This window comes from Rhodospirillaceae bacterium (genome assembly GCA_002746255.1).
In the GTDB taxonomy this organism is placed as follows: Bacteria; Pseudomonadota; Alphaproteobacteria.
The window spans coordinates 50,008-71,924 of sequence record NVWO01000008.1 but is presented as its reverse complement, the minus strand read 5'-3'; the positions used below and the strand labels follow the sequence as shown (position 1 = coordinate 71,924).

Here is a 21,917-nt window from a genome sequence, read left to right as displayed (position 1 = left end):
TATCCGGTCGGGCACTCTAGCGTCTGGCCCTGGTCAACGCCAGCGCTCCGGCAGACCAAAAACGTGACACAGCCCATCTTTTCATGGCCCCCCGAAGCGCCTATATTGAAAGGGTCGGTTTTCCGACTATGGCGATAAACATTAAGTGAAATAGGCGTAGCGGACCCGGGGGCAGTACCCGGCGCCTCCACCATATTTTTTACACCCGCAGACCTTGGGTCATTTTCAACAGGGGACAAGCGGGGCTTATGGGGGCGAAACAGGATCGACGCGCGTGGTAAAGGCTTAATTTTTGCTCGGTATGATACCACCGTTATCGGGTCGTTTTATAAGTGCCAATGACAACAATCGTTATGCACTCGCTGCTTAAATAAGCAAGCGCGGTCCGGGGGGCACCGGGCAACAGAAGCCCCCCACCGCCTGCAGTTCGCAACACCGGCGAAATGGACCGCCGGAAAAAATGATGGGGCACATGAACAGCGACATGGACTACGACCGTCTTTATGAGGATACGCTGCGCCAGCTGGTTCAAACGGTTCTGACCCAAATTGCCAAAGAGGGCCTTCTTGGCGGTCGTCATTTTTATATTTCGTTCCGGACAACCCATGCCGGCGTCAACATTCCAGACAGCCTGCGAACCCGTTACCCGGACGAAATGACGATTGTCCTCCAAAATCAGTTTTGGGATTTAAACATCACAGACAGCCTGTTTGAGGTCACGCTCAGCTTCAACAATCTTCAGGAAAAGCTGATCGTACCTTTCGCGGCAATCACCAGCTTCGTCGATCCTTCCGTACGTTTCGGCCTGCAATGCCGTGGCGACAAGGAATCGGAAAGTGCCGCAACGCCCTTGCAGGACGCCTCGTCTCGGCCACAGCCTGCAACGGCTATCCAGAAAAAAGCGGCAACCGAAACCGCGGCGGATCAAACCAAGGACGACACCACCGCAGAAGTGATCCCATTGGATAGCTTCCGCAAAAAATAAGCCTCTGAATGCTGCCATCCAGACGAATTCAACAACCCACGACAAAGTGAAATTCGTTCCGTGCCTGCAAGCTCAGAATTTATTGATTATATCTTTGATTTGTTAAAGCCGCTTGGACCGCTTTCCCAGCGCCGCATGTTTGGCGGCCATTGCATTTATAGGGATGGATTTCCGTTTGCCCTCCTTTTTGACGACACCCTTTATCTGAAAGTGGACGATGGGAACCGTGAAGATTTCCACGCCCATGGCATTCACCATTCGATCCAGGCCTTCGACAAGGACCCCCGCATGACGATTTCCTATTTTGAGGTTCCCGCCGACATCATGGAGGATCCGGAAGCACTTTGCGCGTGGGCACACAAGGCTTTTGCGGTGGCACTTCGCGCCAAACGCCCAAAGAAAGGGAAACGGAAATCGGCAGCAGGTACAGCGGAAAAAAGGCAATGATGGCCAAGGAAGCCACCGACATGCATCCAATTCGCAAACGCTCCGTAATCGTGTCGGGGCATCGGACAAGCGTCTCGCTTGAGAAAATTTTCTGGGAAACCCTGGCCGAACTGGCGGCAGAGCGCCGCATCTCGATCAATCACCTCGTCACGGAAATTGACCGAGAAAACCCGAGCAATCTCTCAAGCGCAATTCGCATTCATATTCTGCAGACGTTTCGAGAGCGCGCGGCACAGGATCGCAAACCCGACGGCAAAACCGACCTGCCTTAGAACCCAAAGCCCTTAAAGAGATCCTTGATGATTTTTTCCGGATCCGGCAGCGGTGCTGTTTCCTTGCCACCTTCCGTTTCGCCGTTTGTGGATGCCTCTGGCGTTTTCTTCTTGAACGGCAATATCTTTTTTAACAGGCTGCCAACGCCCTTTTTAAGGAGATGGTTCTGGAACTGCTTCGTATCGAAACGGCGATGCGGTGCGTCCAGCGGACCCCTCAAAAGCATCGCAAAGACCGGCGCGCCCGGCTCGGAAGCAAGATGGAAATCCGCCCGCAGGTCCATGTTCCAGTTCGGAAGGTCCACCTTTCCGGAAAGATCGGCGGTGCCGGATTTCGCCTGCATGCGCATGTCTTCCATCTTGGCGATGCCGTTTGCGACCCGGACCTTGCCACGCAATTCCTGAAACCGCGTCTCGCCCCCGGAAAGGGCCGAATCCAGAAGGCCGAGAAAGGCAGCCGGGCTGTTCAGATTGTTTAGCCGCGCACTTACCGCGTCGAGATCAAACCCCTTGGCGACGCCATCTTTAACGCGAAGGTCCGCCAGGCCATGAAGAGCGGAAACAAGGGCATGCTCGCTGTTCCCCGATGCCTTCAGATCCACATCGAAATCCAGATTGCCATCGCCCAGGTCGAAACCGGAAGAGGCAAACAACGCTTTTTTAATGTTCGCGCCGCGCACAACAAGCTTGCCGTTCACTGTCGCAGGCTTGTGATCCGCAAGGCTTGCCATCGCATCAAACGTGCCGCCAAAAAGACTTCCGGAAAGCTTGCTGAGTTCAAGCACACCGTCCTTAAGCGCGACGCCCAGGCGCGGATTTTTAACGCGAAGGTTGTCGTAGACAAGGACCGCCGCCGACAGATCGATCGTCGCGTCGACAAGGCGAAGACCGGAAAGGTCAAGCGGTGCCTTTGACCAATGCGAGGCACTGCCTTTTCCACCTTGACGGGGAGCGGGCCCGCCCTTTCGTGGAACGGCAGACGAAGCGGCGCGCGTGCGCGCCGCCGGAAGGAAGCGATGCACCGGAATTTCCCCGGCCTCAAGCCGGGCCGTAATCACCGGTCGCGGCCCGTCGAGCCTGGCCCCCATTTTCCCGGCAATTTTTACAGGCCCGATGCGGCCATCAATCCCTGAAAAAGCCACGGAGGCAGCCGTTCCCTCCATCCGCGCCTTCAGGGAAAGCGCCCCCAGCTTTGCCGATTTTGGCCGATAGTCGAAAACCTGCAAAAGCGAGACAAGGTTTTTATGTTCAACCGCAAGGTGAAGGTTGAAATCCGGCGCTTCCAGCAAATTTCCAACATCCCCGCTGACGCGTACAAAGCCTTTTGCGACGCCAAGATCAGCGGTGATTTTCAAACGATTAAGCCCGCCCGTGAGCCGGGCCTTCAGGGTTGTCGCACCAAGTTTTTCTGCTGCCGGGGGCGGCGCATCGCCAGTCAGGCGAAACAGTCGGCTCACATCTTTTGAGCGAAGATCCAGATGAACATCGAATTGCGGCGTGTCGGAAAATTTACTCGCACGGCCGGAGAGTTTCGCCCGCGTGCCGGCAAGATCCCGAACGCTGGCATCACGAAGCGTCAGCACCCCCTTCGCAAGCGCGCCGCTTAAACGAATGCCGGAGATTGCCTGTTTCTGGAAAACAAGCCGATCCAGTGAAAAAGAAAGATCGGCATCGAAATCTTCCAACCCTTTCAAGGCCGATAACGCCTCCTTTTCTTTGCCCGACCCCCCGGAAGATTTTTTGGCAGGGGTCGCAGCCACAGCCTTCGCACCTGTAGCCTTCGCGCCTGCGGCACGTGTGCTCGTGCGGGAAAGTTTCTTTTCTTTTCCAAGATAGGCATCCAGGTTCAGCCGGTTCAGGGACAGATTGCCGCGCACGTCCGGCCGCCCCGAAAACGCCATGGAAAGCGTGCCCGTCATCTGGGATTCATCAAGTTTCAACTTTAGTTTTTTGAGAGTCACGCGCGCCGGAGTCACCGCAAGCTTTGCCGTCAGCGACGCCCCTCGCATGCGGTTCGCAGGCACGTCAGCAATATCTACCCGCAACCAATTGAGGAGACTGCGCAGATTTTCCGAACGGAAATCCAGATCCCCCTCGAAATGTGGCGCGTCTTTTACGGCAGACACAAAACCAAACATCGAAAGGCTGGCGCCCCCCGGAAATTGCGCCGTTGCCTGATCGATGGTGAGTTCGCCATCGCCAAGTGACGCATAGATATGTGCCTTTCGTATCGCCGCACCGTTGAAAAGGATTGAATCAACGGCGAAATTGAAAGAAGCGTTGATATCCTTTGGAAGCACGAAGGCGGTTTTTTCTGCGTCCTTTTTCCTGGCCGCCTGGGAAGGGGCACCGGCACCACGCGGCAAAACCGTTTCCGTCACCGTTTCCCTTTCGCGCGCGTCCTGAGGTTTCATCGCCAGCCAACGGTCAAAATCAATTGTCGTGGCCTGGACGTTCACCTCGGCATCGACGGTTTTTCCAAGGCGCAGCTTCACGCCACCTTTGGCCGTGGCATCGCCGAAACCGAGCATGATTTCCCGAAGCTCAAAATTACTGGCGGATGCGACAAGCAACGATTCATAGGAAAATTCCTGGGCAACAAACCCCGGCAAAGGCGCATTTCGCGCAACGCCAAACCTGCCGATTACGGCGGCAAGGTTCTCGCTTTTTGCCATCAACGTCCCGGTAAGCACCCCCATCGGATTGGGCGATGAAAGCGTTCCAGAAAAAGCAAGCGTCGCACCCCCGGCCCCATCCTCAATAGCAATCTCTAGATTAATCGGCGTGCCCGGCCCTTCGACAAGACGCCCCGTGCCAAGACGAAGCGAGAGCGGCATGCCACGCACAACGAGGCCACCATCCACATGGAACGGTCCAACAAGCGATTTTGCACGAATGGTCGCATTGAACTTTTCGATGCGCTCAAGCACACCCGATTTCGCATCCCGGTAAATAAGCGTGCCATTTTCAATCGTAAATTGATCGATCTGGATTGCGTTTGCAGCCGCACCCGTATCCGCTGTTTTCTCTGTTGGCGCCGCCGTTGATGTCGCCGTGGCTTCCTGCCCCACCGCACCCTCGCCAGCCTGCGGTGCAAACTCCCAATTCACACGGCCATCGGCCAATTTTTCCAACGCAATGACCGGATCGATCACCGAAATGCTCTCAACCTGGATGCGACCGGTAAAAAGAGGAAAAAGCGCAATGCGCACGCGAAGGACCGCAATCTGCGCCATATCGGGACTGGCGCCCCCTTCAAGATTGGCAAATTTTATTTTGTAAATGGAGACAGCTGGTGCCGGAAGAATCGTAAGATCAATATCGCCTTCAATGGTAAGCGCGCGGCCCGTCGCGGAACGCACCTCGTCCGCAATGAGGTTCTTGTACTGATTCGCATCAATGAAACTTGGAACAATCAACGCAAGAAAAATCAGAGAAAAAACAGCGGCAAAAATACCGTAAAGGATTCTTTTTTTATTTTTTTTGTCCATGGGACTTTGACTTTCAATTACTGCTTTTTGCCATCGATGCTTCCAGGGCCGCGACCGCTTTTGTCCGCCAGCGCGTCGTCAACGACATCACATATTCCTTTAAGGGTAAAAGGCTTTGAAATCACGCGATAAATTAAAACATTGAGATTGTGCGCACGCTGTTTTTCCGCTGCATAGCCGGTCATCAAGAGGATCGGCATGTCTGGGTTTTCTTTTGAAGCTTTCAGGGCAAGAGCGATGCCATCCATCCCCGGCATAAGAATATCCGTCAACAACAGGTCGTAGGATTCCGCCGCAAGCCTGTCGAGAGCAAGCAAGCCGTTCTCGCTTACGGTCACCTCGTGGCCACCATGGGTTAGCGCACGGGCAACGAATTGCCGTACGGACTCGTCATCTTCAGCTACTAAAATACGCGCCATTCGCTGGACCGTTGTATAAAAATCAGGATTTTTAGTCGCGCCTGGAAAAGCCGACGACCACGGAATCGGCTGTCGGCGCAGGGTCTTTGACACGTGTTTTAAAAACCACAATTTCGCCGGGAAGAAGGCGCATCTCGTTGGCGACAAAAAACCATCCGTGAACCGTTTGACCGGCTGAATTCTGAAGCGTGCCAGAGAGTCTGGGAACGTCTAGAACCTGCCTGGACGCATTCAGGATTTCGCCTTTTATGACCAGCCATTGGCTGTCGCCTTCAAGCATGCGCCCGGATGTGACACTGCGAATTTCAAGCCCTGCGCCCACAAGCTCAGGTGCCAACCCCACTGCGGAATAGAGCCGTTCAATCGGGGGCCACGCGGTGATGGCCTGCTGACGCGCAAGAAATCCAATGGCGAGTCCCCCCGCGATAAAGAGCAAAAGCGTTGCCCAGCCCAGAAAATTCCGCCCCCCCGTCGAGGCGTTCTGGACGCTCGGAAGGTTCGAGCCTTTTGGAATGGCGCGCGGTTCCAGAGAGGGGGACGCGCCCGATTCCGGGGCATCAAATGGCGGCTCCTGAAACCAGACATGGGCGCATTTTGCACAACGGACCTTGCGGCCGCCCTGCCTAAAGACATGCGGATCAACCAAATATCGCGACGAACAGGCACTGCAATTAAGAAGCATTTACGAATCGCCTAAAGAGAACTGCCTGATTTTATAGTCGGAGGTCCGTTTGAATGGCAAGAGCCGTGGCATGGGCGCTGGACGCGGTCACACCCTCTGTGCAATCCTCTCTCGCCTGCATTCCCTAGCTTTTGGAGGCCGAGTGAGCACGAAAAAGACCCACATGGTGCGGCTCCAGAATGTCGGCATGCGTTACGGCTCTGGGGAGGAAGTCCTTAACGACATCTCATTCGAATTGGCGTCCGGGTCCTTCCATTTCCTCACCGGACCCAGCGGCGCCGGAAAATCGACCCTTTTGAAGCTTATGTACCTTGCCGAGCGGCCGACGCGTGGCGAGATGCAGCTTTTTGGCAAGAATGTGACAACTCTGCCCCGCCCCGCTCTCCCGGCCCTGCGGCGGCGTATCGGCATTGTTTTTCAGGATTTCCGCCTACTTGACCACCTCTCCACCCTTGAAAATGTCGCGCTGCCGCTTCGCCTTGCCGGTGCGAAGAAAAAACAGATCGTCGAACATGTCACAGAACTGCTCAACTGGGTTGGTCTTACCGACCAGATCAACGCCCGCCCGCCGACCCTCTCTGGAGGCCAAAAACAGCGGGTTGCCATTGCCCGGGCCGTGATCTCGCGACCAAGCCTTCTGCTTGCCGACGAGCCGACCGGCAATGTCGATGAACAAAGCGCCATGCGCATCCTTCGCCTGTTTGAAGAACTCAACAAAATCGGCACGACGGTCGTTATCGCCACCCACAGCGAGGCGCTTGTGGGGCAGTTCGAATACCCACAGATCTGCCTTGCCAATGGCAATGTCGTAACACGGTCGCACGATGCCGTGGCTTCGGAAAATAACGACATACAGGGAATGGTCTGAATGTTTTCACGGCCTGTCGAGCTTCAGTTTCGCCGTGACCCAGCGGCACGAACCCTGCCATGGATTATCGCCCTAATGGTGTTTCTGGCCGGTCTCGCGCTAAGCGGCGCGCTTTCCATCGGGGTGGCGCTTGAACGCTGGGACCGCGGGCTTTCCGGAACCGTCACCGTCCAGCTTCTGCCGCCCGGCCCGGGAGATTCTTTCCCCGGCACCTTCGGCGACCGCCTCGCAAGAACCCTCGAGATTTTACAGCAGACGCCGGGTGTCCTCCGCGCCGAGGCCTTGACGGACGGCGAAATCGCAACCTTGCTCGAACCCTGGCTCAACAGCGGGGACATCCTTCAGGAACTGCCCTTGCCAAAACTGATCGACGTGACGCTGGACACGGCACAACCGCCCAATTTGGCAAAGCTTGAGGCACAATTGGCCGCAGAAGTGCCGGGCGCCTCTCTGGACGATCACAAACGCTGGTCGGAACGTCTGACTGCCCTGGCACGCATCCTCAAATTCGCAGCCGGCTTCGTTGTCCTGCTGACCGGGCTGACCGCGGTTGCAATGATCATTTTCACGACGCATACCGGGCTTGCCATCCATCAAAATACGATTGCGCTTCTCCATACGTTTGGTGCCCGGGACAGCTATATTGCCACACAGTTTCAATCCCACGCGATGCGGGTAGGCTTTCGTGGCGGCGCAATGGGCGCCGCGCTGGCCGCCCTCACAATCTTTATCACCGGAAGATTGGTTGAAAGCCTCGACATTGAAATGCTCTCCGGATTTTCGCTCGCGACCCGGCATTGGATCGCCATCGCCGCCCTGCCAATCGCGACGGCCTTTATCGCCATGCTCGCTGCCCGAATAACGGTGCTTCGAAAACTTTCCCGGATGCTATAGGCCATGCAGCTTGTTCTTCTCGACCGCGACGGCGTGTTGAATGAAAACCGGACGGATTACGTCAAGCATCCGGGCGAGCTTGTCATGCTGCCCGGAGCCGGAAAGGCCATTGCGCGCCTCAATCAGGCCAATATCCGGGTGGCGCTGGTAACAAACCAGGCGGTCGTCGGCCGCAAGATTATCGACACGGCCATGCTTCATCATATCCACAACCATTTGCGCAACGAACTGCATAAGGATAGCGCCTCGCTGGATGCCATTTTCTACTGCACGGACCCCCCCGACGCGCCGGGGCCACGCCGAAAGCCAAACCCTGGCATGCTTACCGACGCGCTGCGGCGGTTTTCGGCGGACCCGAAGACAACGCCAATAATTGGCGATGCGCTTCGCGATCTGGAAGCAGCGGCGGCGGTGCATTGCCCCCGAATTCTGGTTCGCACCGGCATGGGGGCCGCAACCCAGGCGGCAAAGCTGCCAAAACATGTGCTTCCCGTCGCAATCTATGAGAACCTTTCCGAGGCGGTGGATGTCCTATTGGAGAATGGAAGATGAGGCGGGCGCCTATTTTTCGCAAACGCCCCTCGCGGAGGCCATGGTTTTTTGCCATCCTTTTTCTTGCCGGCATCGGGTTGGCCTGGGCTTACGGCTTTATCCGTTTTGTCGAGCAGATACCGGAACGCGTCGTGGACGCGGAAACGCGCACCGACGCCATTGTCGTTCTCACAGGCGGCAGCAATCGCCTGGAGGTTGGCGTTCGCCTCTATCGGTCCGCAATGGGGGGGAAACTTTTTATTTCCGGCGTGAATGCGCGTGTACAGGCACGCGATATCCTTCCAGAAGAAAATCTGGCATCGGAGAATGCCGATTGCTGCATCAAACTCGGCTACGAAGCACGCGACACCATCGGCAATGCCCGCGAAACAGCAAGCTGGGCAACGAAGGAGAAATTGCAATCCCTGCGTCTGGTGACGGCAAACTATCACATGCCACGCAGCCTATTGGAATTCCGCCAAGTGCTACCGAATCTAAAAATTATTCCTCACCCCGTTTTTCCGAAAAACTTCCATCGCAACCAATGGTGGCGGTGGCCGGGATCTGCAAAACTAGCGCTGCTCGAATATCATAAATTTCTTTTGGCGCATTTGCGCTTTTTCGCGTCCAAAATCATGTATGACTTCTTGCCATCATGATCTTTCTGCGATCCGCCCTTTTTAACCTGCTGTTCTTTGGCGGGACGACGTTCCTTGCATTTGCCTGTCTGCCCATTCTGCTGCTTCCACGGCGCTATCTGATTTGCCTGCAGCGATTTTGGACCGGAGGCATGGCGTGGCTGCTGTCGCATGTCGTCGGCATTACGGCTGAAATTCGCGGGCGGGAATATTTGCCGGAAGGTGCCTTTCTTGTCGCCTCGAAACACCAATCCGCGTGGGAAACGATGGCGTATGTTTTTCTCCTCCGCGATCCAAGTTTCGTTCTGAAACGCGAAATTCTCCTCATACCGGTTTTCGGCCTTTACGTCCGCAAAGCTGGCCTCGTGCCAATCGACCGAACGCGTGGCGTCGCAGCGCTTCGGCGGATGCTGCGAAGCGCCGGAAAGGCCGCCGAGGAAGGCCGCCCCATCGTCATTTTCCCAGAAGGAACGCGGGTGGCACCGGGAAGCCACAGCCCCTATCACGCGGGCATTGTGGCGCTTTACACGCATCTTCACCTGCCGGTCGTGCCGGTGGCATTGAATTCCGGCCTCTATTGGAGCCGTCGAAGTTTTCTGAAACGCCCTGGAAAAATTGTCCTGGAATTCCTGCCCCCCATTCCTGAAGGACTCGGGAAATCCGCCTTTCTGGAAGAAGTTGAGCAACGGATTGAAGGCGCTACCGATAGGCTTGTCGCGGAAGCAGAAGGGGCAGCGTAACGCCGGCCAAATTTTACAGCGCCATGGTGTGGATGAAGCTGTGGATAACTTGAAAAGCCGGGGTAACCTGAAAATATGACTAGGAAACATGGACTTCCCGGCTGCCTCTCGTGTGGAAACATAACAGGAACATTCCCTTGACGACGCCAAGCCACCTCCTTAGAGTCAAGGGTCAAATCTAAAAATCCCTAGTGTTTAGAAGGACTTCCCAATTATTCTGGGGAGTTGCAACGCCCACCCATTCACGAGGCGAAAGCGCCGTCATGGTCTCTATTGCTCCGATCTCCCAACAAATCTGGGACATGAAATATCGCCTGAAGGCCAGGACCGGCGAGCCTGTGGACAAGACCATCGAGGATAGCTGGCGGCGGGTTGCGAACGCCCTTGCCCAGCCGGAAAAAGATGCGTCGCACTGGGCGGACCGCTTCTATGACGCCATGGCAGATTGCCGTTTTTTGCCGGCCGGTCGCATCCTCGCCGGTGCCGGGACCGGGCGCGACGTGACGCTTTTCAACTGCTTCGTCATGGGAACGATTCCCGATGACATGGGTGGCATCTTCGAAAATCTGAAGGAAGCGGCGCTAACGATGCAGCAGGGCGGCGGTATCGGCTATGACTTTTCAACAATCCGTCCGAAGGGGGCCCCGGTTCATGGCGTCGGCGCGGATGCCTCCGGCCCGCTTTCCTTCATGGACGTCTGGGATGCCATGTGCCGAACGATCATGAGCGCCGGCTCGCGGCGCGGTGCCATGATGGCCACGATGCGCTGCGACCATCCCGATATCGAAGCCTTCATCGAAGCGAAGCAGGAGGCAGGACGCCTGCGCATGTTCAACCTTTCCGTCCTGGTGACGGATGCGTTTATGAAGGCGCTGAAGGAAGATGCGTCGTGGGAGCTTGTCTTCAACGGGGTTTGTTACAACAGCCTGCCGGCGCGCGCATTGTGGGACAAAATCATGCGGGCGACTTATGCCTATGCAGAACCCGGCGTCATCTTCATCGACCGGATCAACCAGCGCAACAATCTCTATTTCTGCGAAGACATCCGTTCGACAAACCCTTGCGGCGAACAACCTTTGCCGCCCTACGGTGCCTGCCTGCTTGGCTCCATTAATCTGGCGCGTCTGGTTCAAAACCCGTTTTCAGAACACGCGCGGATCGACCCGGACAACCTTTCCAAACTTGTCGCCACGGCCATTCGCATGCTCGACAACGTCATCGACATTTCAAAATTCCCCCTGCCGCAACAGCGCGAGGAAGCGCAAGCGAAGCGGCGGATCGGCCTTGGGGTGACCGGCCTTGGGGATGCGCTTATTCTTTGTGAGGCTAGGTATGGCGGCAAACGCGCAATCAAGCTGACGAAGGAATGGATGCACAATATCCAGCGCGCCGCCTATCTTACCTCGGCGGCGCTTGCCGAAGAAAAAGGCTGTTTTCCCCTTTACGACGCCGAAAGCTATCTCGCAGGCCAGACCATCGGTGAACTGGACGCCGACGTCCGCGACGCCATCCGCAAGAAAGGCATGCGCAACGCGCTGCTGACCTCCATTGCGCCGACAGGCACAATCTCATTGTTTGCGGACAACGTCTCTTCCGGCCTGGAACCGGTATTCAGTTACACCTACAAACGCACCATCCAGATGCCGGACGGCACCCGACGCGAAGAAGATGTAAGCGATTACGCCTACCGTCTCTATCGCCGTCTCAGAGGCAAAAACGCCCCCCTTCCGGACTATTTCGTCAACACGCAGCACCTGACAACGCGTGAACATCTGGACATGCAGGTTGCCGTTCAGGCCTATGTGGACAGTTCGATCTCAAAAACGATCAACTGCCCGGAAAGCCTTTCCTTCGAAGCCTTCAAGAGCGTCTATCTCGACGCTTATGAAATGGGCTGTAAAAGCTGCACAACGTACCGTCCCAACGCGATTACGGGTGCGGTGCTGGTCGCCAATGACACCCCGGAAACGGAAACGGCGCAGGAAGAACTACCCCTTGATTCCCGTGACGCCGGGCCGCGACCGGAAGATGCGCTGGAGGGCAGCGGGGTCGTCTACATGACCCAGCCCCTTGACCGGCCGGGCGAACTGCCGGGCCGCACCTACAAGCTCAAATGGCCGGACAGCGATCACGCCATGTACATCACCATCAACGACGTGCTCAGAGATGGCCGCTGCCGACCGTTTGAGATTTTTATCAACTCGAAGAACATGGAACACTACGCCTGGACGGTCGCCCTTACCCGTATGATCAGCGCCGTTTTTCGCCGTGGTGGGGACGTATCCTTTGTCGTTGAAGAATTAAAAGCCGTCTTCGACCCGCGCGGCGGCCAGTGGATGGGTGGACGTTACGTGCCCTCCCTGCTTGCCGCCATTGGCGAAGTGATTGAACGCCACATGATCGAAATTGGTTTTCTGGCGGAACCAAAAGCCGGAAGAAAGGCACCAACACCGGCGGAAGACAAAATTTCCAGCCCGCCCGCCCGGGGCCTTTCCCAATGCCCGAAATGCGGCGCGGCAAGCGTTATCCACCAGGAAGGCTGCGATCTTTGCACATCTTGCGATTATTCGCGCTGCGCGTAAGGCCACGGACCCTTCCGGCTATATCTACATTTTTCACGGTGCGCGACAGGCGTTGCGCGACAGGCTTCATGAAGCCGACGGCAGGAATCTTCGAATCTGTTGCAGGCCCGTATCGCGAATGCCGAGCGCTTCGAGATGGGCTTCCGTGCTTTCAAAATAGTCGCGATTGGTCCCCATGGAACCGCTGCCTGCTGCAATGATGCGTGCCGCCAGCGCCGACGCCATCTTCCCCGCATATTGAACATGGGCCGGGTCCGCCACATAGGCATGGGCATGGGTCCGGCCCAGGGTTCGGCCCAAATCAATGGGAAGCTGGCGGCGCAGATAAACACCTGTCACCTGTTCGCGCGCGTCCAAATTGGCAAGCACTGACGCCTCATGCGCGCAAGATACGAAAGGCTCGCCCCCGACAAGCACCGCCGCGGGAAAGACCAAGGACCAGACCCGGCTTTTCCACCGAGCCCCGGTAAACATGGGAAAAAATACAGAACGCCCGGTGATAGCCGCGCAGCAACGCCGACCGGATTTCAAGATATTCGAATTCCGGCTTCCACATCAACGCGCCATAGGCAAAAACCCAGACCGTTTCGCCGTCGGTTGACATACGCCATCCCTATAAACAAATGCGAGCCTGGTTCGGTTATGCCTGTTTTGCGTCGACAACACTGCGGCGGATTGCCTGCGCGCGCGTAAACAGCTCTTCAAGCGCCTTCCCATCCCCCCAGCGAATGGCGCGCTGCAGGGCGGCAAGATCTTCCGTGAAACGGCCCAACATCTCAAGCACCGCATCCTGATTGTTCAGAAAAATATCCCGCCACATCACCGGATCGGAAGCCGCAATACGGGTGAAGTCGCGAAAGCCTGATGCGGAAAACTTGACAACTTCGGCGCGCTCGCTGCCTTCCAGATCCGTTGCCGTCCCAACGATGGTGTACGCGATTAGATGCGGCAGATGGGATGTAATTGCCATCACCTTGTCATGATGGGCGGCATCCATAATTTCAACCTGGCTGCCCGCACGCCGCCAGAGTTCGGTGACACGCGCAATGGCCTCGGACGCCGTCCCCTCCGCCGGAGTCAAAATGCACCAACGCCCCTCGAACAACGTGTCAAACCCAGCCTCTGGGCCAGAATGTTCGGTCCCGGCGACCGGATGCGCCGGAACGAAATGAATGCCGTCTGGAACAAGCGCACTTAAATCGCGCAACACGGCCTCTTTGACCGAGCCCACGTCGCTTAAGATCGCACCTTTTTTCAGATGCGGCGCGATGGTTTCAACAACCGCCTTATAGGCACCAATCGGCGTACAAAGGACGACAAGATCCGCCCCCTCCACGGCCTTCGCCGCATCCGCCTCTACGCGATCGACGAAGCCGAGCTTGCGCGCAAGGGCGCGGTTTTCCTCACTGCGCGCGCAGCCAATAATTTTTCCGGCAAGGCCTTCGCGTTTCATGACACGCGCAAGAGAAGACCCAATGAGCCCCAGGCCGATCAACGCAACCGTTTCAAACAAAGGGGGAGATGCTGGTGATGCCATTGCGGGGTCCCTAGAGGCGTGATCCATAACGTCTTATTTCATAAAATCGGCAAGTGTCGCCGCCACCGCGCGCATTTCCTTTTCCTTGCCGATCGTAATTCGCAAACAATCCGGCAAGCCGTAACTCGCAAGCTTTCGGGGAAGAATGCCCCGTTCGTTCAAGGCCCGGTTTGCAGCTTCGGCATTCCGTGACGGATCGTCAGGAAAGCGCACAAGAAGAAAATTCGCAACACTCGGATAAACGTGAAGTCCACTCTTTCCCAAGGCCTCGGCAAGCCACGCCCGCCATTTCGTATTATGCGCCTTCGCCTGGTCAAAAAACGCAACATCTTTCAAGGCCGCGATCCCCGCCGCCTGCGCCGGGCCAACAACATTGAAAGGCGCGCGCAGTCGATTCAGTACATCTGCAACCGGCCCCGGACAATAGGCCCAACCAAGCCGAAGGGCACTTAAGGCAAAAATTTTCGAGAACGTCCGGGTCATAACGACATTTTCCCCGGCATCCACCAAATCAACCCCCGGCGTATAATCCGCCGCTGTCACAAATTCCGCATAGGCCGCATCAATCACCAAGAGAACATCCGATGGCAATTTTTTCCGCAAGCGGCGAAGCCCCCCCCCATTCAGATAACTTCCCGTCGGGTTGTTCGGATTGGCAAGAAAAACAATCCGCGTTCGAGGCGTTACCCGCGCGAGCAATCCGTCCACATCGACCGTCATGTCTTTTTCCGGCACCGCAATTGGGGTAGCGCCGACGCCATGGGCCAAAATTGGAAACAGTAGAAAGCCATGTGCGCTGTAGAGGATTTCGTCCTCCGGCCCGGCGTAAGCCCGGGCCAGCAAGGCCAGCAGATCATCCGAGCCATTGCCGCAAACGATGCGATCCGGGTTCAGGCTATGCAGCTGGCCGATGGCTTCGCGCAAGGCGCACGCGCGGCCATCCGGATAGCGATGCAGATCGGTCGCCGCAGCCAAATATGCCTCAATTGCCTTTGGGCTTGGGCCCAGCGCACTTTCGTTTGACGAAAGCTTCATCACATCGGTCATGCCGGGAAGATGCGAAGCCCCCCCGACATAGGGTGCGATCTGCAAAATGCCTGGTCGGACTTTAAGTGCGGCCACGGGAAGATTTCCTGCTTTTCTTGGGTTTCATTCCAGACAGGGGCACGGCGTAGCTTCCAAGAACACGAATCCCAAGGACCGCCTCGCCAAGGTGCTGGCGAATGCGCGCCAGCACCGGGTCCGCTCCATCGAAAAAGCCTTCCGCTTCAACCAGGGCAAAGCTCCGACGACGCCCGGTTGGGCTTCGCCACCCATGGAAAGAACGGCCCGCTATCTTCTCGCAAGCAAGCGCCTCCGCAAGACGTGCCGGACCAATTGCTCTCTCCGATTCAACGACAAAAAAACTGCAGTCCTTGCTGCTTGGCTCTGGCGCCATCGGCGCAACGATCACGGCTTGTACGTCGCCCGCGTCCCTTTCAAAGTCAACGAAGGGAAGGCCTGCGACAATCCGCAAATCATCAAATCGATCGACAAGGTGCCGCCACCACGCATCGTCCTTTTTTCGCGGCACTGGAAGCACGCCCGCCGACACAGTTCGGTCCGCGACTTTCTTAAGCACCGTTGTTATCGAAGCGGCATAGGTCGTCGGGACGATGGATCCATAATGTTCGCGCGCAAGATTCCAGCATGGGTCTTTCGATTTCGGGCGATAAACGGCAAGGGTAAAATGTTCCTGAGCGGCCAAATGCGAGGCGATAATCGTCCGCCAAATCTGGACAATCCCTTTTTCCGGAAAAAGGCCCTGATGACGGCGAAGCAATCGCCTTAAGATTTCAATTTCGCGGCTGGGCCGAAAGAATCCGCCGCGTCGATAAACACGCCGCTTGTGCTTATATGCCCGAACCTCTTCAACAACATCTGTGCGCTGCCATAGAAGCTCCTGAATGCTATCGTCGATCCGATCGATATCACGGCGCAGCTCTGCAAGAGATTTTCCGTCCGTCATCCCGCTCTAAACCATATCCAGCAAGGCGTTAGTAGTAATCGGAGAGCCCTCGAAAATCAAAGAAAACATTGACAGTTCGCGCCGTGGAACCTAGCTATGCACCCATTCCTGTTTCATTCTCTATAGGACGCGAGCACCTCGCAAGCACAACCATGCCCCAGGCTAGCGACGTCATTTCCAAGAGTGAAACGGTCAAGCTGGGGATCGAAACGCCGCTTCGTCTCGACTGCGGCGCCGACCTGAGCGCTTTTTCCGTCGCCTATCGAACCTATGGGAAGCTGAACGCCAACCACTCGAATGCGATCCTGGTCTGCCACGCGCTGACGGGCGACCAACATGTCGCCGGCCCACATCCGGAACAAAAGAAGCCCGGCTGGTGGGACCTTATGGTTGGCCCCGGGCGACCACTGGATACGGACCGGTACTTCATTATCTGCTCGAACGTGCTGGGCGGTTGCATGGGAACGAGCGGACCGAAAGAAACCGACCCTGCCACCGGCAAGCCATATGGCCTTAATTTTCCGGGAATCACCATTGCCGACATGGTGCGCGCGCAGGCGCTTTTGCTTGATCACTTGAAAATCGACCAGCTGTTTTGCGTCATCGGCGGTTCGATGGGAGGCATGCAGGCTCTCCAATGGGCCGTCAGCTTCCCAGAACGTGTGTTCACGTCCGTCCCCATTGCGGCGGCGGCGCGACACTCTGCCCAAAACATCGCCTTTCATGAAGTTGGCCGCCAGGCCATCATCGCCGACCCCGATTGGCATGGCGGGGATTATTTCAGCTATGGGAAGCGACCGACGCGAGGACTGGCCGTGGCGCGCATGGCGGCCCATATCACCTATCTATCGGAAGCGGCCTTGACCCGAAAATTTGGCCGCGCCCTGCAGGACCGAAAGGTCGTGACCTATGGGTTCGATGCGGATTTTCAGGTCGAAAGTTATCTGCGCCATCAGGGAAGCACGTTTGTTGATCGATTCGATGCAAACGCCTACCTCTACATCACGCGCGCGATGGACTATTTTGACCTGGCCGAAGCACATGACGGCGTGTTGACAAACGCGTTTCGTGGGACAAAAACCCGTTTTTGCATCCTCTCGTTTACCAGCGACTGGCTTTTCCCAACGTCGGAAAGCCGGGAGATTGTCCACGCCCTGAACGGGGCCGCAGCGAATGTCAGCTTCATCGAGATTGAAACCGACACCGGTCACGATGCCTTTCTCCTGAACGAGCCCAAATTCATGGAAACCCTCCGCGGGTTCTTAAACGGGGCTTCCGAACATCGGGGTCTGGGCACGTAGATGACGGAACCCCTCACAAACAAAGGCCTTCCAGCCATCCGCGTCGATTTGCAACGCATCGCAGAGATGGTCACGCCCAAAAGCCGCGTCCTGGACCTTGGCTGTGGCGATGGCCGTCTTCTCGACTACCTCGTGCACGAAAAAGATGTCGACGGTCGCGGAATCGAAATCAAACAGGAACGCGTCTATCTTTGTGTCAGCCGCGGGCTTTCCGTCATCCAGGGCGATGCGGAAATGGATTTGAAGGATTATCCGTCCCATTCCTTCGATTACGTCATCCTCAGCCAGACCTTGCAGGCGATGCGTGCGCCAAGAGAGGTGCTTTTCGAGATGCTGCGCATCGGTCGCCGGGCGATCGTTTCCTTCCATAATTTTGGGTATTGGCGGGTCCGAACGGATCTACTACTACGCGGCCAAATGCCCACAAGAGGCGCCTTCAATACGCCATGGTACGAAACATCGAACATTCACAATTGCACCATTCGCGATTTTATCAGCCTCTGCGACGAACTTGGGATTATCGTAGAAAAACGAATTTCGCTCGACCATGCCGGACGGACAGGCCAATCCAATTTGGCGGCCCATCTTCTTCCAAATCTTTTTGGCGAACAGGCCATCTTCCAGTTACGCGGCAAAGATTAACCGTTTCAAGAGACGCTGTCCGAAACCGGCGCATAGGCTTTGCGCCGTTGCGGGGTTGCGGGCGTCACGGCATAAATCTGTTTGCTCGCTTCCATTAACAGGATGCCTGCAAAGCCCGGGAACCAGCGAAGCCCAACTTTTTCCCAGACTGCGGTCGAACGCAACAACAGCTTCGAAGACGTCGGTGGCATGGAAAGTGCCCGACGGGTTTCAACCGGCGTGAACATATTGTCACGAAGCAGCCGGGAGAGTTGCGACGCCGTATAGGGACTGCCATGGCCAAAGGGCGTTCGTTCCATGCGGGCCCAAATGCCCCGCCGGTTCGGAACGACGACGAGAAGACGTCCCCCATCCCCAAGCACCCGCCATATTTCGCGCAGCATCGGACGCACCTGGTCGCCGAATTCCAGCCCATGGACGAGCAGGACCCGATCCAGCGAAAGGTCCGGAAAGGGCAAGGCGAATTCCGCTGCAAGCGCCGTCAGACCCGGCCCTCTCGGCGGCCAGGGAAGGGTTCCCTGGGAAGCCGGCATGACCGCCAGCGTACAAGCCGCTTCCTTGCGGAGGGGGTCAAGATAGGGGATCGCATAGCCCAGGCCCAAGACCGACAACCCGGTTACATTCGGCCACAATCCGCGCAGGCCGGCCCAAATCATCTGGCGCGCGACCTGGCCAAGACCGGTCGCGTAAAAATCGCGTATGTCGACAACGTCCCGCCACATGATCCGCTCAAGTTACCACAAAACCGGGTCAAAATTCCGTATCCTTTCAACATGTCGCAGCCAAAAGAATGGTGCTAGGTTTGACTGCGAACCAGCAGGGAAGAAACGCGATGAGCAGGCTGGCGATTCAGCAAATTCCGTTGCTTCAGGACAATTACAGCTATTTGATCCACGATCCGGTCGACTATGTCACCGCGGTCATTGACCCCGCCGTCACGGATCCGGTTTTACGCGCGTTGACAGAGCGCGGCTGGAGTCTCAATTACATCCTGAACACCCACCACCACCACGATCATACCGGCGGCAATCTGGATCTTAAACGGATGACGGGCTGCAAGGTCGTGGGCCCGAGGCATGACGCCGACCGTATTCCCGGGATCGATCTTGGCGTTTCGGATGGCGACACCATACGCGTGGGATCGGCCGTGGGCGAGGTGATCGCAGTGGACGGCCATACCCATGGGCATCTTGCCTTCTGGTTCCGCGAAAGCAGGGCGCTTTTTTGCGGCGACACCCTTTTTTCTTTAGGATGCGGACGTCTCTTTGAAGGCGAGCCAGAGGAAATGTGGGAATCTCTTAAACGTCTTCGTGCGTTGCCGGATGAAACGCTTGTTCTCTGTGGCCATGAATATTCCCAGGCCAATGCGCATTTTGCGTTAAGCATCGACCCTGACAATCCGGACTTGCTGATACGCGCTCAGGAAATCGACAAAAAACGCGCCCAGGGAATTTCAACCGTTCCCTCGACGATCGCAATGGAACGCCTGGCAAACCCGTTCCTTCGCGCAGACACGGAAACCATCGCCCAGGCCGTCGGCATGAAGGGCGCGCCGCCAGCCCAGGTTTTTGCCGAAATCCGCCGCCGCAAAGACAGCTTCTAGAAAGACAGCTCCCAGACTGCGCCGTCTTGAAGGCCCCTCAATACATGTGTTGGCCACCATTGATCGATAACGTCGATCCCGTCACGAAACCCGCTTCGTCGGCGGCTAAAAAAAGAACCCCGCGGGCAATTTCTTCCGCCTGCCCCAATCGCCCAACCGGAATCTTGGCGACGATTTTTTCCAGCACCTTCTGGGAAACGGAACGCACCATCTCGGTGTCGATATAGCCGGGCGCAATCGCGTTTACGGTGATTCCCTTCGACGCCGCCTCCAGAGCAAGCGCTTTCGTGAAACCATGCATACCGGATTTTGCCGCAGCATAATTTACCTGGCCGTACTGGCCTGACTGCCCGTTGATCGAGCCGATGTTGATGATGCGGCCAAAACCCTGCGCGTACATCTTCTCGATCGTGCATCGGCACATATTGAAACAGGAGGTGAGATTCGTCTGAAGAACCTCGCCCCATGCGTCCGGCGTCATCTTACGCAAAACCGAATCACGCGTGATGCCGGCATTGTTGACGAGAACCGCCACCGGCCCAAGCGCGGCGGCAACCTCCGCGACACCGGCCTCGCAGGCAGCAAAATCGGCAACGTTCCATTTGTAGACCGGAATGCCGGTGGCGGCGTGGAATTCCGTCGCCTTCCTGTCGTCCTGATGATAATTGGCAACCACCTCGTAACCGGCCGCCTTCAAGGTCTTTGCGATGGCGGCACCAATCCCGCGAATGCCGCCCGTTACCAGAACCACGCGCCCCATGCTCCCTCCAATATTAAAATAATAAACTAATAATCTAATTTATTAATTGCATTAATATCATATTTTAATTTGATATAGCAATATTATTGTAATTTGTTGTTTGTACTGGCTCGCCTTTCCGGCCAGGGTGGAAGCAGCGGCTTCGCGTGTCAGTGACCCTCAGCGATCAGACAAGATTCCGAAGCCATTCTGCGAGAGGTCGCCAGAGGGTGTCCCGCGCCTGGGCGCTGACGGCCATGCCAATGTGACCGCTGGCAAGTATCCGCGTTTCCGCCTGGGGCAAGGCCTCGGCCAGCGCGCGGGCCGAGGCTGGCGGCACGATATAGTCCTGACTGGGAATGCAAAGAAAAGCCGGGCGATCAAAGTTTTCCGGGCGCAATTTGCGACCCGCAATTTTCCACTCCCCCCGCGCCGGCAAATTGGCCCCATACCAATCGAGAAAGCATTCCCTGGCCACAGGGGCCGCCAAGGCCGTCCCGTCATTGATCCAATCCTCAAGCGCCATAAAATTTCGCGCACGCGCAGAGTTGGGATCAAGGGATGCAAAGGCGCGAAATTTTCGTGCCGCCTGAAACGGGCTTAAAAGAAAGAAAAGGCTTTGCAGAATGTCGGCCGGCATTTCACCAAGCCCATCAACAAGAGGTGCCAGAGATTCAAAAAGCACCTTCGCCGCCTGCCCCTGATTTTTCCCGTCCTCCCCGGCATGAAAATCCCACGGCGTGGCAAGCAAGGCTAAGCCCGGAACGGATTGCCGCTGGCGATCTGCCAGCGCCAGTGCCAACAGCCCCCCCATGCAATAACCGGCGATGGCCACCCGCGCGCCCGCCAGGGACTGCGCCGCATGGAAAGCCCCTTCCAGGGGGCCGGTAATATAATCCGCAAGCGTAAAGCGACGCTCTATTTCCCCTGGTGTCCCCCAATCGAGAAGAAAGGGCCGGACGCCATGGCCCGCCAAATAGCGGATCATGCTGGCCCGTTCGGAAAGGTCGAGCACGTAGGAGCGGTTAATCAGTGACGGAACGAAGAGAACCGGAACGCCGTTTTTCTTTGCCGTTGCCTGGGTTCCGTAATCGAACAGGCGTACCGCGCCGGATTGCCAAACCACCGGTGGTGCCGGCAAGGTGCGTTGATACGCATGGTGCCGATAGCGAAGAACGCCCGCCAGCGTGTCCGATTGCTGTCGCAGCGCGACGGTATCAACGGCTTTGCGAAAGGCTTCTGGATCGATTCCCGCCAGATTTTTCCGAAGGGCTTCAACGGCGGGGGCGAGATTTTTCCTCCAGGGCACCCAATCGTTTTTCGAGGTCAGCGAGACGCTTTTCGAACTCATCTGCGCGAACATCGGAGCCGCCAGATGAAGAGCCAGGGGCCGTGGGCCTTGGCGCCGGGTCGGCGGCGGTGTCTTTTTCTTCTTTTCGGGGCGCGGCGTTTGAATGATCGGCTCCTGATACAGCGGGAAGGGCGGCATCCGCAAATAGGTGGTAGAAACGCGAAAACCCCTCGACATTACCCGGGTC

21 protein-coding genes, 1 other RNA gene and 1 pseudogene are annotated in these 21,917 nt (G+C 56.8%); 13 read left to right on the top strand and 10 right to left on the bottom strand.

Features of this window, described 5'->3' with window-relative positions; translation table 11 throughout:
- The first annotated feature begins 74 nt into the window (after positions 1-74).
- From ssrA to COA65_06480, 4 genes are all read left to right on the top strand, one after another.
- Positions 75-418: a transfer-messenger RNA gene (gene ssrA, locus COA65_06495) on the top strand.
- A gap of 54 nt (positions 419-472) precedes the next feature.
- Positions 473-985, top strand: coding sequence for a hypothetical protein (locus tag COA65_06490; protein PCJ59421.1), 513 nt, complete (start codon positions 473-475; stop codon positions 983-985).
- Positions 986-1,120: 135 nt separating this feature from the next.
- Positions 1,121-1,432: a transcriptional regulator gene (locus COA65_06485; GenBank protein ID PCJ59420.1), complete on the top strand. Its 312-nt coding sequence runs from the start codon at positions 1,121-1,123 to the stop codon at positions 1,430-1,432.
- A complete protein-coding gene (locus COA65_06480; protein PCJ59419.1) occupies positions 1,432-1,704 on the top strand; it encodes an aryl-sulfate sulfotransferase in 273 nt (90 codons plus the stop codon). The genes COA65_06485 and COA65_06480 overlap by 1 nt, the downstream gene beginning before the upstream one ends.
- Here COA65_06480 and COA65_06475 read toward each other — a convergent pair.
- Genes COA65_06475 through COA65_06465 form a run of 3 tightly spaced genes read right to left on the bottom strand, consistent with a single transcriptional unit; the run spans position 1,701 to position 6,296 of the window.
- The gene (locus COA65_06475) at positions 1,701-5,195 is read right to left on the bottom strand and encodes a hypothetical protein (protein ID PCJ59400.1); all 3,495 of its coding nucleotides are present in this window, start codon (positions 5,193-5,195) and stop codon (positions 1,701-1,703) included. The genes COA65_06480 and COA65_06475 overlap by 4 nt on opposite strands.
- A 17-nt stretch (positions 5,196-5,212) precedes the next feature.
- Positions 5,213-5,614: a response regulator gene (locus COA65_06470; GenBank protein ID PCJ59399.1), complete on the bottom strand. Its 402-nt coding sequence runs from the start codon at positions 5,612-5,614 to the stop codon at positions 5,213-5,215.
- A 31-nt stretch (positions 5,615-5,645) separates the two neighbouring features.
- Positions 5,646-6,296 carry a hypothetical protein gene (locus COA65_06465; protein PCJ59398.1) on the bottom strand — a complete coding sequence of 217 codons (651 nt, stop codon included), beginning with the start codon at positions 6,294-6,296 and terminating at the stop codon, positions 5,646-5,648.
- 163 nt (positions 6,297-6,459) lie between these two features.
- On the opposite strand from COA65_06465, the gene ftsE reads away from it, so the two are divergent.
- The 6 genes from ftsE (at position 6,460) to COA65_06435 (ending at position 12,549) form a co-directional block, all read left to right on the top strand.
- Positions 6,460-7,164 carry a cell division ATP-binding protein FtsE gene (gene ftsE / locus COA65_06460; GenBank protein ID PCJ59397.1) on the top strand — a complete coding sequence of 235 codons (705 nt, stop codon included), beginning with the start codon at positions 6,460-6,462 and terminating at the stop codon, positions 7,162-7,164.
- A complete protein-coding gene (locus COA65_06455) occupies positions 7,165-8,058 on the top strand; it encodes a cell division protein (protein ID PCJ59396.1) in 894 nt (297 codons plus the stop codon).
- Between the two features lie 3 nt (positions 8,059-8,061).
- Positions 8,062-8,610, top strand: coding sequence for a D-glycero-beta-D-manno-heptose-1,7-bisphosphate 7-phosphatase (locus COA65_06450; GenBank protein ID PCJ59395.1), 549 nt, complete (start codon positions 8,062-8,064; stop codon positions 8,608-8,610).
- Entirely contained in the window at positions 8,607-9,248 is a 642-nt protein-coding gene (locus COA65_06445; GenBank protein ID PCJ59394.1) for a hypothetical protein, read from the top strand. Before COA65_06450 ends, COA65_06445 begins: the two co-directional genes overlap by 4 nt.
- Complete coding sequence (locus COA65_06440) at positions 9,245-9,967, top strand: 1-acyl-sn-glycerol-3-phosphate acyltransferase (protein ID PCJ59393.1); 723 nt, start codon at positions 9,245-9,247, stop codon at positions 9,965-9,967. The genes COA65_06445 and COA65_06440 overlap by 4 nt, the downstream gene beginning before the upstream one ends.
- A 263-nt stretch (positions 9,968-10,230) precedes the next feature.
- Entirely contained in the window at positions 10,231-12,549 is a 2,319-nt protein-coding gene (locus COA65_06435) for a ribonucleoside-diphosphate reductase, adenosylcobalamin-dependent (protein PCJ59392.1), read from the top strand.
- A gap of 66 nt (positions 12,550-12,615) precedes the next feature.
- Here COA65_06435 and COA65_06430 read toward each other — a convergent pair.
- The 4 genes and pseudogenes from COA65_06430 to COA65_06415 all read right to left on the bottom strand — a co-directional run bounded on the left by COA65_06430 (position 12,616) and on the right by COA65_06415 (position 16,094).
- Positions 12,616-13,153, bottom strand: a pseudogene (locus COA65_06430) (gamma-glutamylcyclotransferase).
- A 36-nt stretch (positions 13,154-13,189) separates the two neighbouring features.
- Positions 13,190-14,086, bottom strand: a complete 897-nt coding sequence (locus tag COA65_06425) for a cyclohexadienyl dehydrogenase (GenBank protein ID PCJ59418.1) — start codon at positions 14,084-14,086, stop codon at positions 13,190-13,192.
- A gap of 33 nt (positions 14,087-14,119) precedes the next feature.
- Entirely contained in the window at positions 14,120-15,208 is a 1,089-nt protein-coding gene (locus COA65_06420; protein PCJ59391.1) for a histidinol-phosphate transaminase, read from the bottom strand.
- Positions 15,195-16,094 carry a hypothetical protein gene (locus COA65_06415; GenBank protein PCJ59390.1) on the bottom strand — a complete coding sequence of 300 codons (900 nt, stop codon included), beginning with the start codon at positions 16,092-16,094 and terminating at the stop codon, positions 15,195-15,197. The genes COA65_06420 and COA65_06415 overlap by 14 nt, the downstream gene beginning before the upstream one ends.
- A 152-nt stretch (positions 16,095-16,246) precedes the next feature.
- Here COA65_06415 and COA65_06410 point away from each other — a divergent pair, with 152 nt between their 5' ends.
- Positions 16,247-17,395 carry a homoserine O-acetyltransferase gene (locus COA65_06410; GenBank protein PCJ59389.1) on the top strand — a complete coding sequence of 383 codons (1,149 nt, stop codon included), beginning with the start codon at positions 16,247-16,249 and terminating at the stop codon, positions 17,393-17,395.
- The gene (gene metW / locus COA65_06405) at positions 17,396-18,037 is read left to right on the top strand and encodes a methionine biosynthesis protein MetW (protein ID PCJ59388.1); all 642 of its coding nucleotides are present in this window, start codon (positions 17,396-17,398) and stop codon (positions 18,035-18,037) included.
- 5 nt (positions 18,038-18,042) lie between these two features.
- Here metW and COA65_06400 read toward each other — a convergent pair whose 3' ends face one another.
- On the bottom strand, positions 18,043-18,759 hold the full coding sequence (locus COA65_06400; protein PCJ59387.1) for a methyltransferase type 11: 717 nt from the start codon (positions 18,757-18,759) through the stop codon (positions 18,043-18,045).
- 110 nt (positions 18,760-18,869) lie between these two features.
- On the opposite strand from COA65_06400, the gene gloB reads away from it, so the two are divergent.
- Positions 18,870-19,640, top strand: coding sequence for a hydroxyacylglutathione hydrolase (gene gloB / locus COA65_06395; GenBank protein PCJ59386.1), 771 nt, complete (start codon positions 18,870-18,872; stop codon positions 19,638-19,640).
- 37 nt (positions 19,641-19,677) lie between these two features.
- Here gloB and COA65_06390 read toward each other — a convergent pair whose 3' ends face one another.
- Positions 19,678-20,400 carry a beta-ketoacyl-ACP reductase gene (locus COA65_06390; GenBank protein PCJ59385.1) on the bottom strand — a complete coding sequence of 241 codons (723 nt, stop codon included), beginning with the start codon at positions 20,398-20,400 and terminating at the stop codon, positions 19,678-19,680.
- Positions 20,401-20,566: 166 nt separating this feature from the next.
- Complete coding sequence (locus tag COA65_06385) at positions 20,567-21,730, bottom strand: poly-beta-hydroxybutyrate polymerase (protein PCJ59417.1); 1,164 nt, start codon at positions 21,728-21,730, stop codon at positions 20,567-20,569.
- Between the last annotated feature and the right edge of the window lie 187 nt (positions 21,731-21,917).

Excerpts from the sequence above, each read along its gene's own strand:
- COA65_06490 (PCJ59421.1), top strand. The coding sequence starts at position 473 with ATGAACAGCGACATGGACTACGACCGTCTTTATGAGGATACGCTGCGC.
- COA65_06485 (PCJ59420.1), top strand. The coding sequence starts at position 1,121 with ATGTTTGGCGGCCATTGCATTTATAGGGATGGATTTCCGTTTGCCCTC.
- COA65_06480 (PCJ59419.1), top strand. The coding sequence starts at position 1,432 with ATGGCCAAGGAAGCCACCGACATGCATCCAATTCGCAAACGCTCCGTA.
- COA65_06475 (PCJ59400.1), bottom strand. The coding sequence starts at position 5,195 with ATGGACAAAAAAAATAAAAAAAGAATCCTTTACGGTATTTTTGCCGCT.
- COA65_06470 (PCJ59399.1), bottom strand. The coding sequence starts at position 5,614 with ATGGCGCGTATTTTAGTAGCTGAAGATGACGAGTCCGTACGGCAATTC.
- COA65_06465 (PCJ59398.1), bottom strand. The coding sequence starts at position 6,296 with ATGCTTCTTAATTGCAGTGCCTGTTCGTCGCGATATTTGGTTGATCCG.
- ftsE (PCJ59397.1), top strand. The coding sequence starts at position 6,460 with ATGGTGCGGCTCCAGAATGTCGGCATGCGTTACGGCTCTGGGGAGGAA.
- COA65_06455 (PCJ59396.1), top strand. The coding sequence starts at position 7,165 with ATGTTTTCACGGCCTGTCGAGCTTCAGTTTCGCCGTGACCCAGCGGCA.
- COA65_06450 (PCJ59395.1), top strand. The coding sequence starts at position 8,062 with ATGCAGCTTGTTCTTCTCGACCGCGACGGCGTGTTGAATGAAAACCGG.
- COA65_06445 (PCJ59394.1), top strand. The coding sequence starts at position 8,607 with ATGAGGCGGGCGCCTATTTTTCGCAAACGCCCCTCGCGGAGGCCATGG.
- COA65_06440 (PCJ59393.1), top strand. The coding sequence starts at position 9,245 with ATGATCTTTCTGCGATCCGCCCTTTTTAACCTGCTGTTCTTTGGCGGG.
- COA65_06435 (PCJ59392.1), top strand. The coding sequence starts at position 10,231 with ATGGTCTCTATTGCTCCGATCTCCCAACAAATCTGGGACATGAAATAT.
- COA65_06425 (PCJ59418.1), bottom strand. The coding sequence starts at position 14,086 with ATGGCATCACCAGCATCTCCCCCTTTGTTTGAAACGGTTGCGTTGATC.
- COA65_06415 (PCJ59390.1), bottom strand. The coding sequence starts at position 16,094 with ATGACGGACGGAAAATCTCTTGCAGAGCTGCGCCGTGATATCGATCGG.
- COA65_06410 (PCJ59389.1), top strand. The coding sequence starts at position 16,247 with ATGCCCCAGGCTAGCGACGTCATTTCCAAGAGTGAAACGGTCAAGCTG.
- metW (PCJ59388.1), top strand. The coding sequence starts at position 17,396 with ATGACGGAACCCCTCACAAACAAAGGCCTTCCAGCCATCCGCGTCGAT.
- COA65_06400 (PCJ59387.1), bottom strand. The coding sequence starts at position 18,759 with ATGTGGCGGGACGTTGTCGACATACGCGATTTTTACGCGACCGGTCTT.
- gloB (PCJ59386.1), top strand. The coding sequence starts at position 18,870 with ATGAGCAGGCTGGCGATTCAGCAAATTCCGTTGCTTCAGGACAATTAC.
- COA65_06390 (PCJ59385.1), bottom strand. The coding sequence starts at position 20,400 with ATGGGGCGCGTGGTTCTGGTAACGGGCGGCATTCGCGGGATTGGTGCC.
- COA65_06385 (PCJ59417.1), bottom strand. The coding sequence starts at position 21,730 with ATGAGTTCGAAAAGCGTCTCGCTGACCTCGAAAAACGATTGGGTGCCC.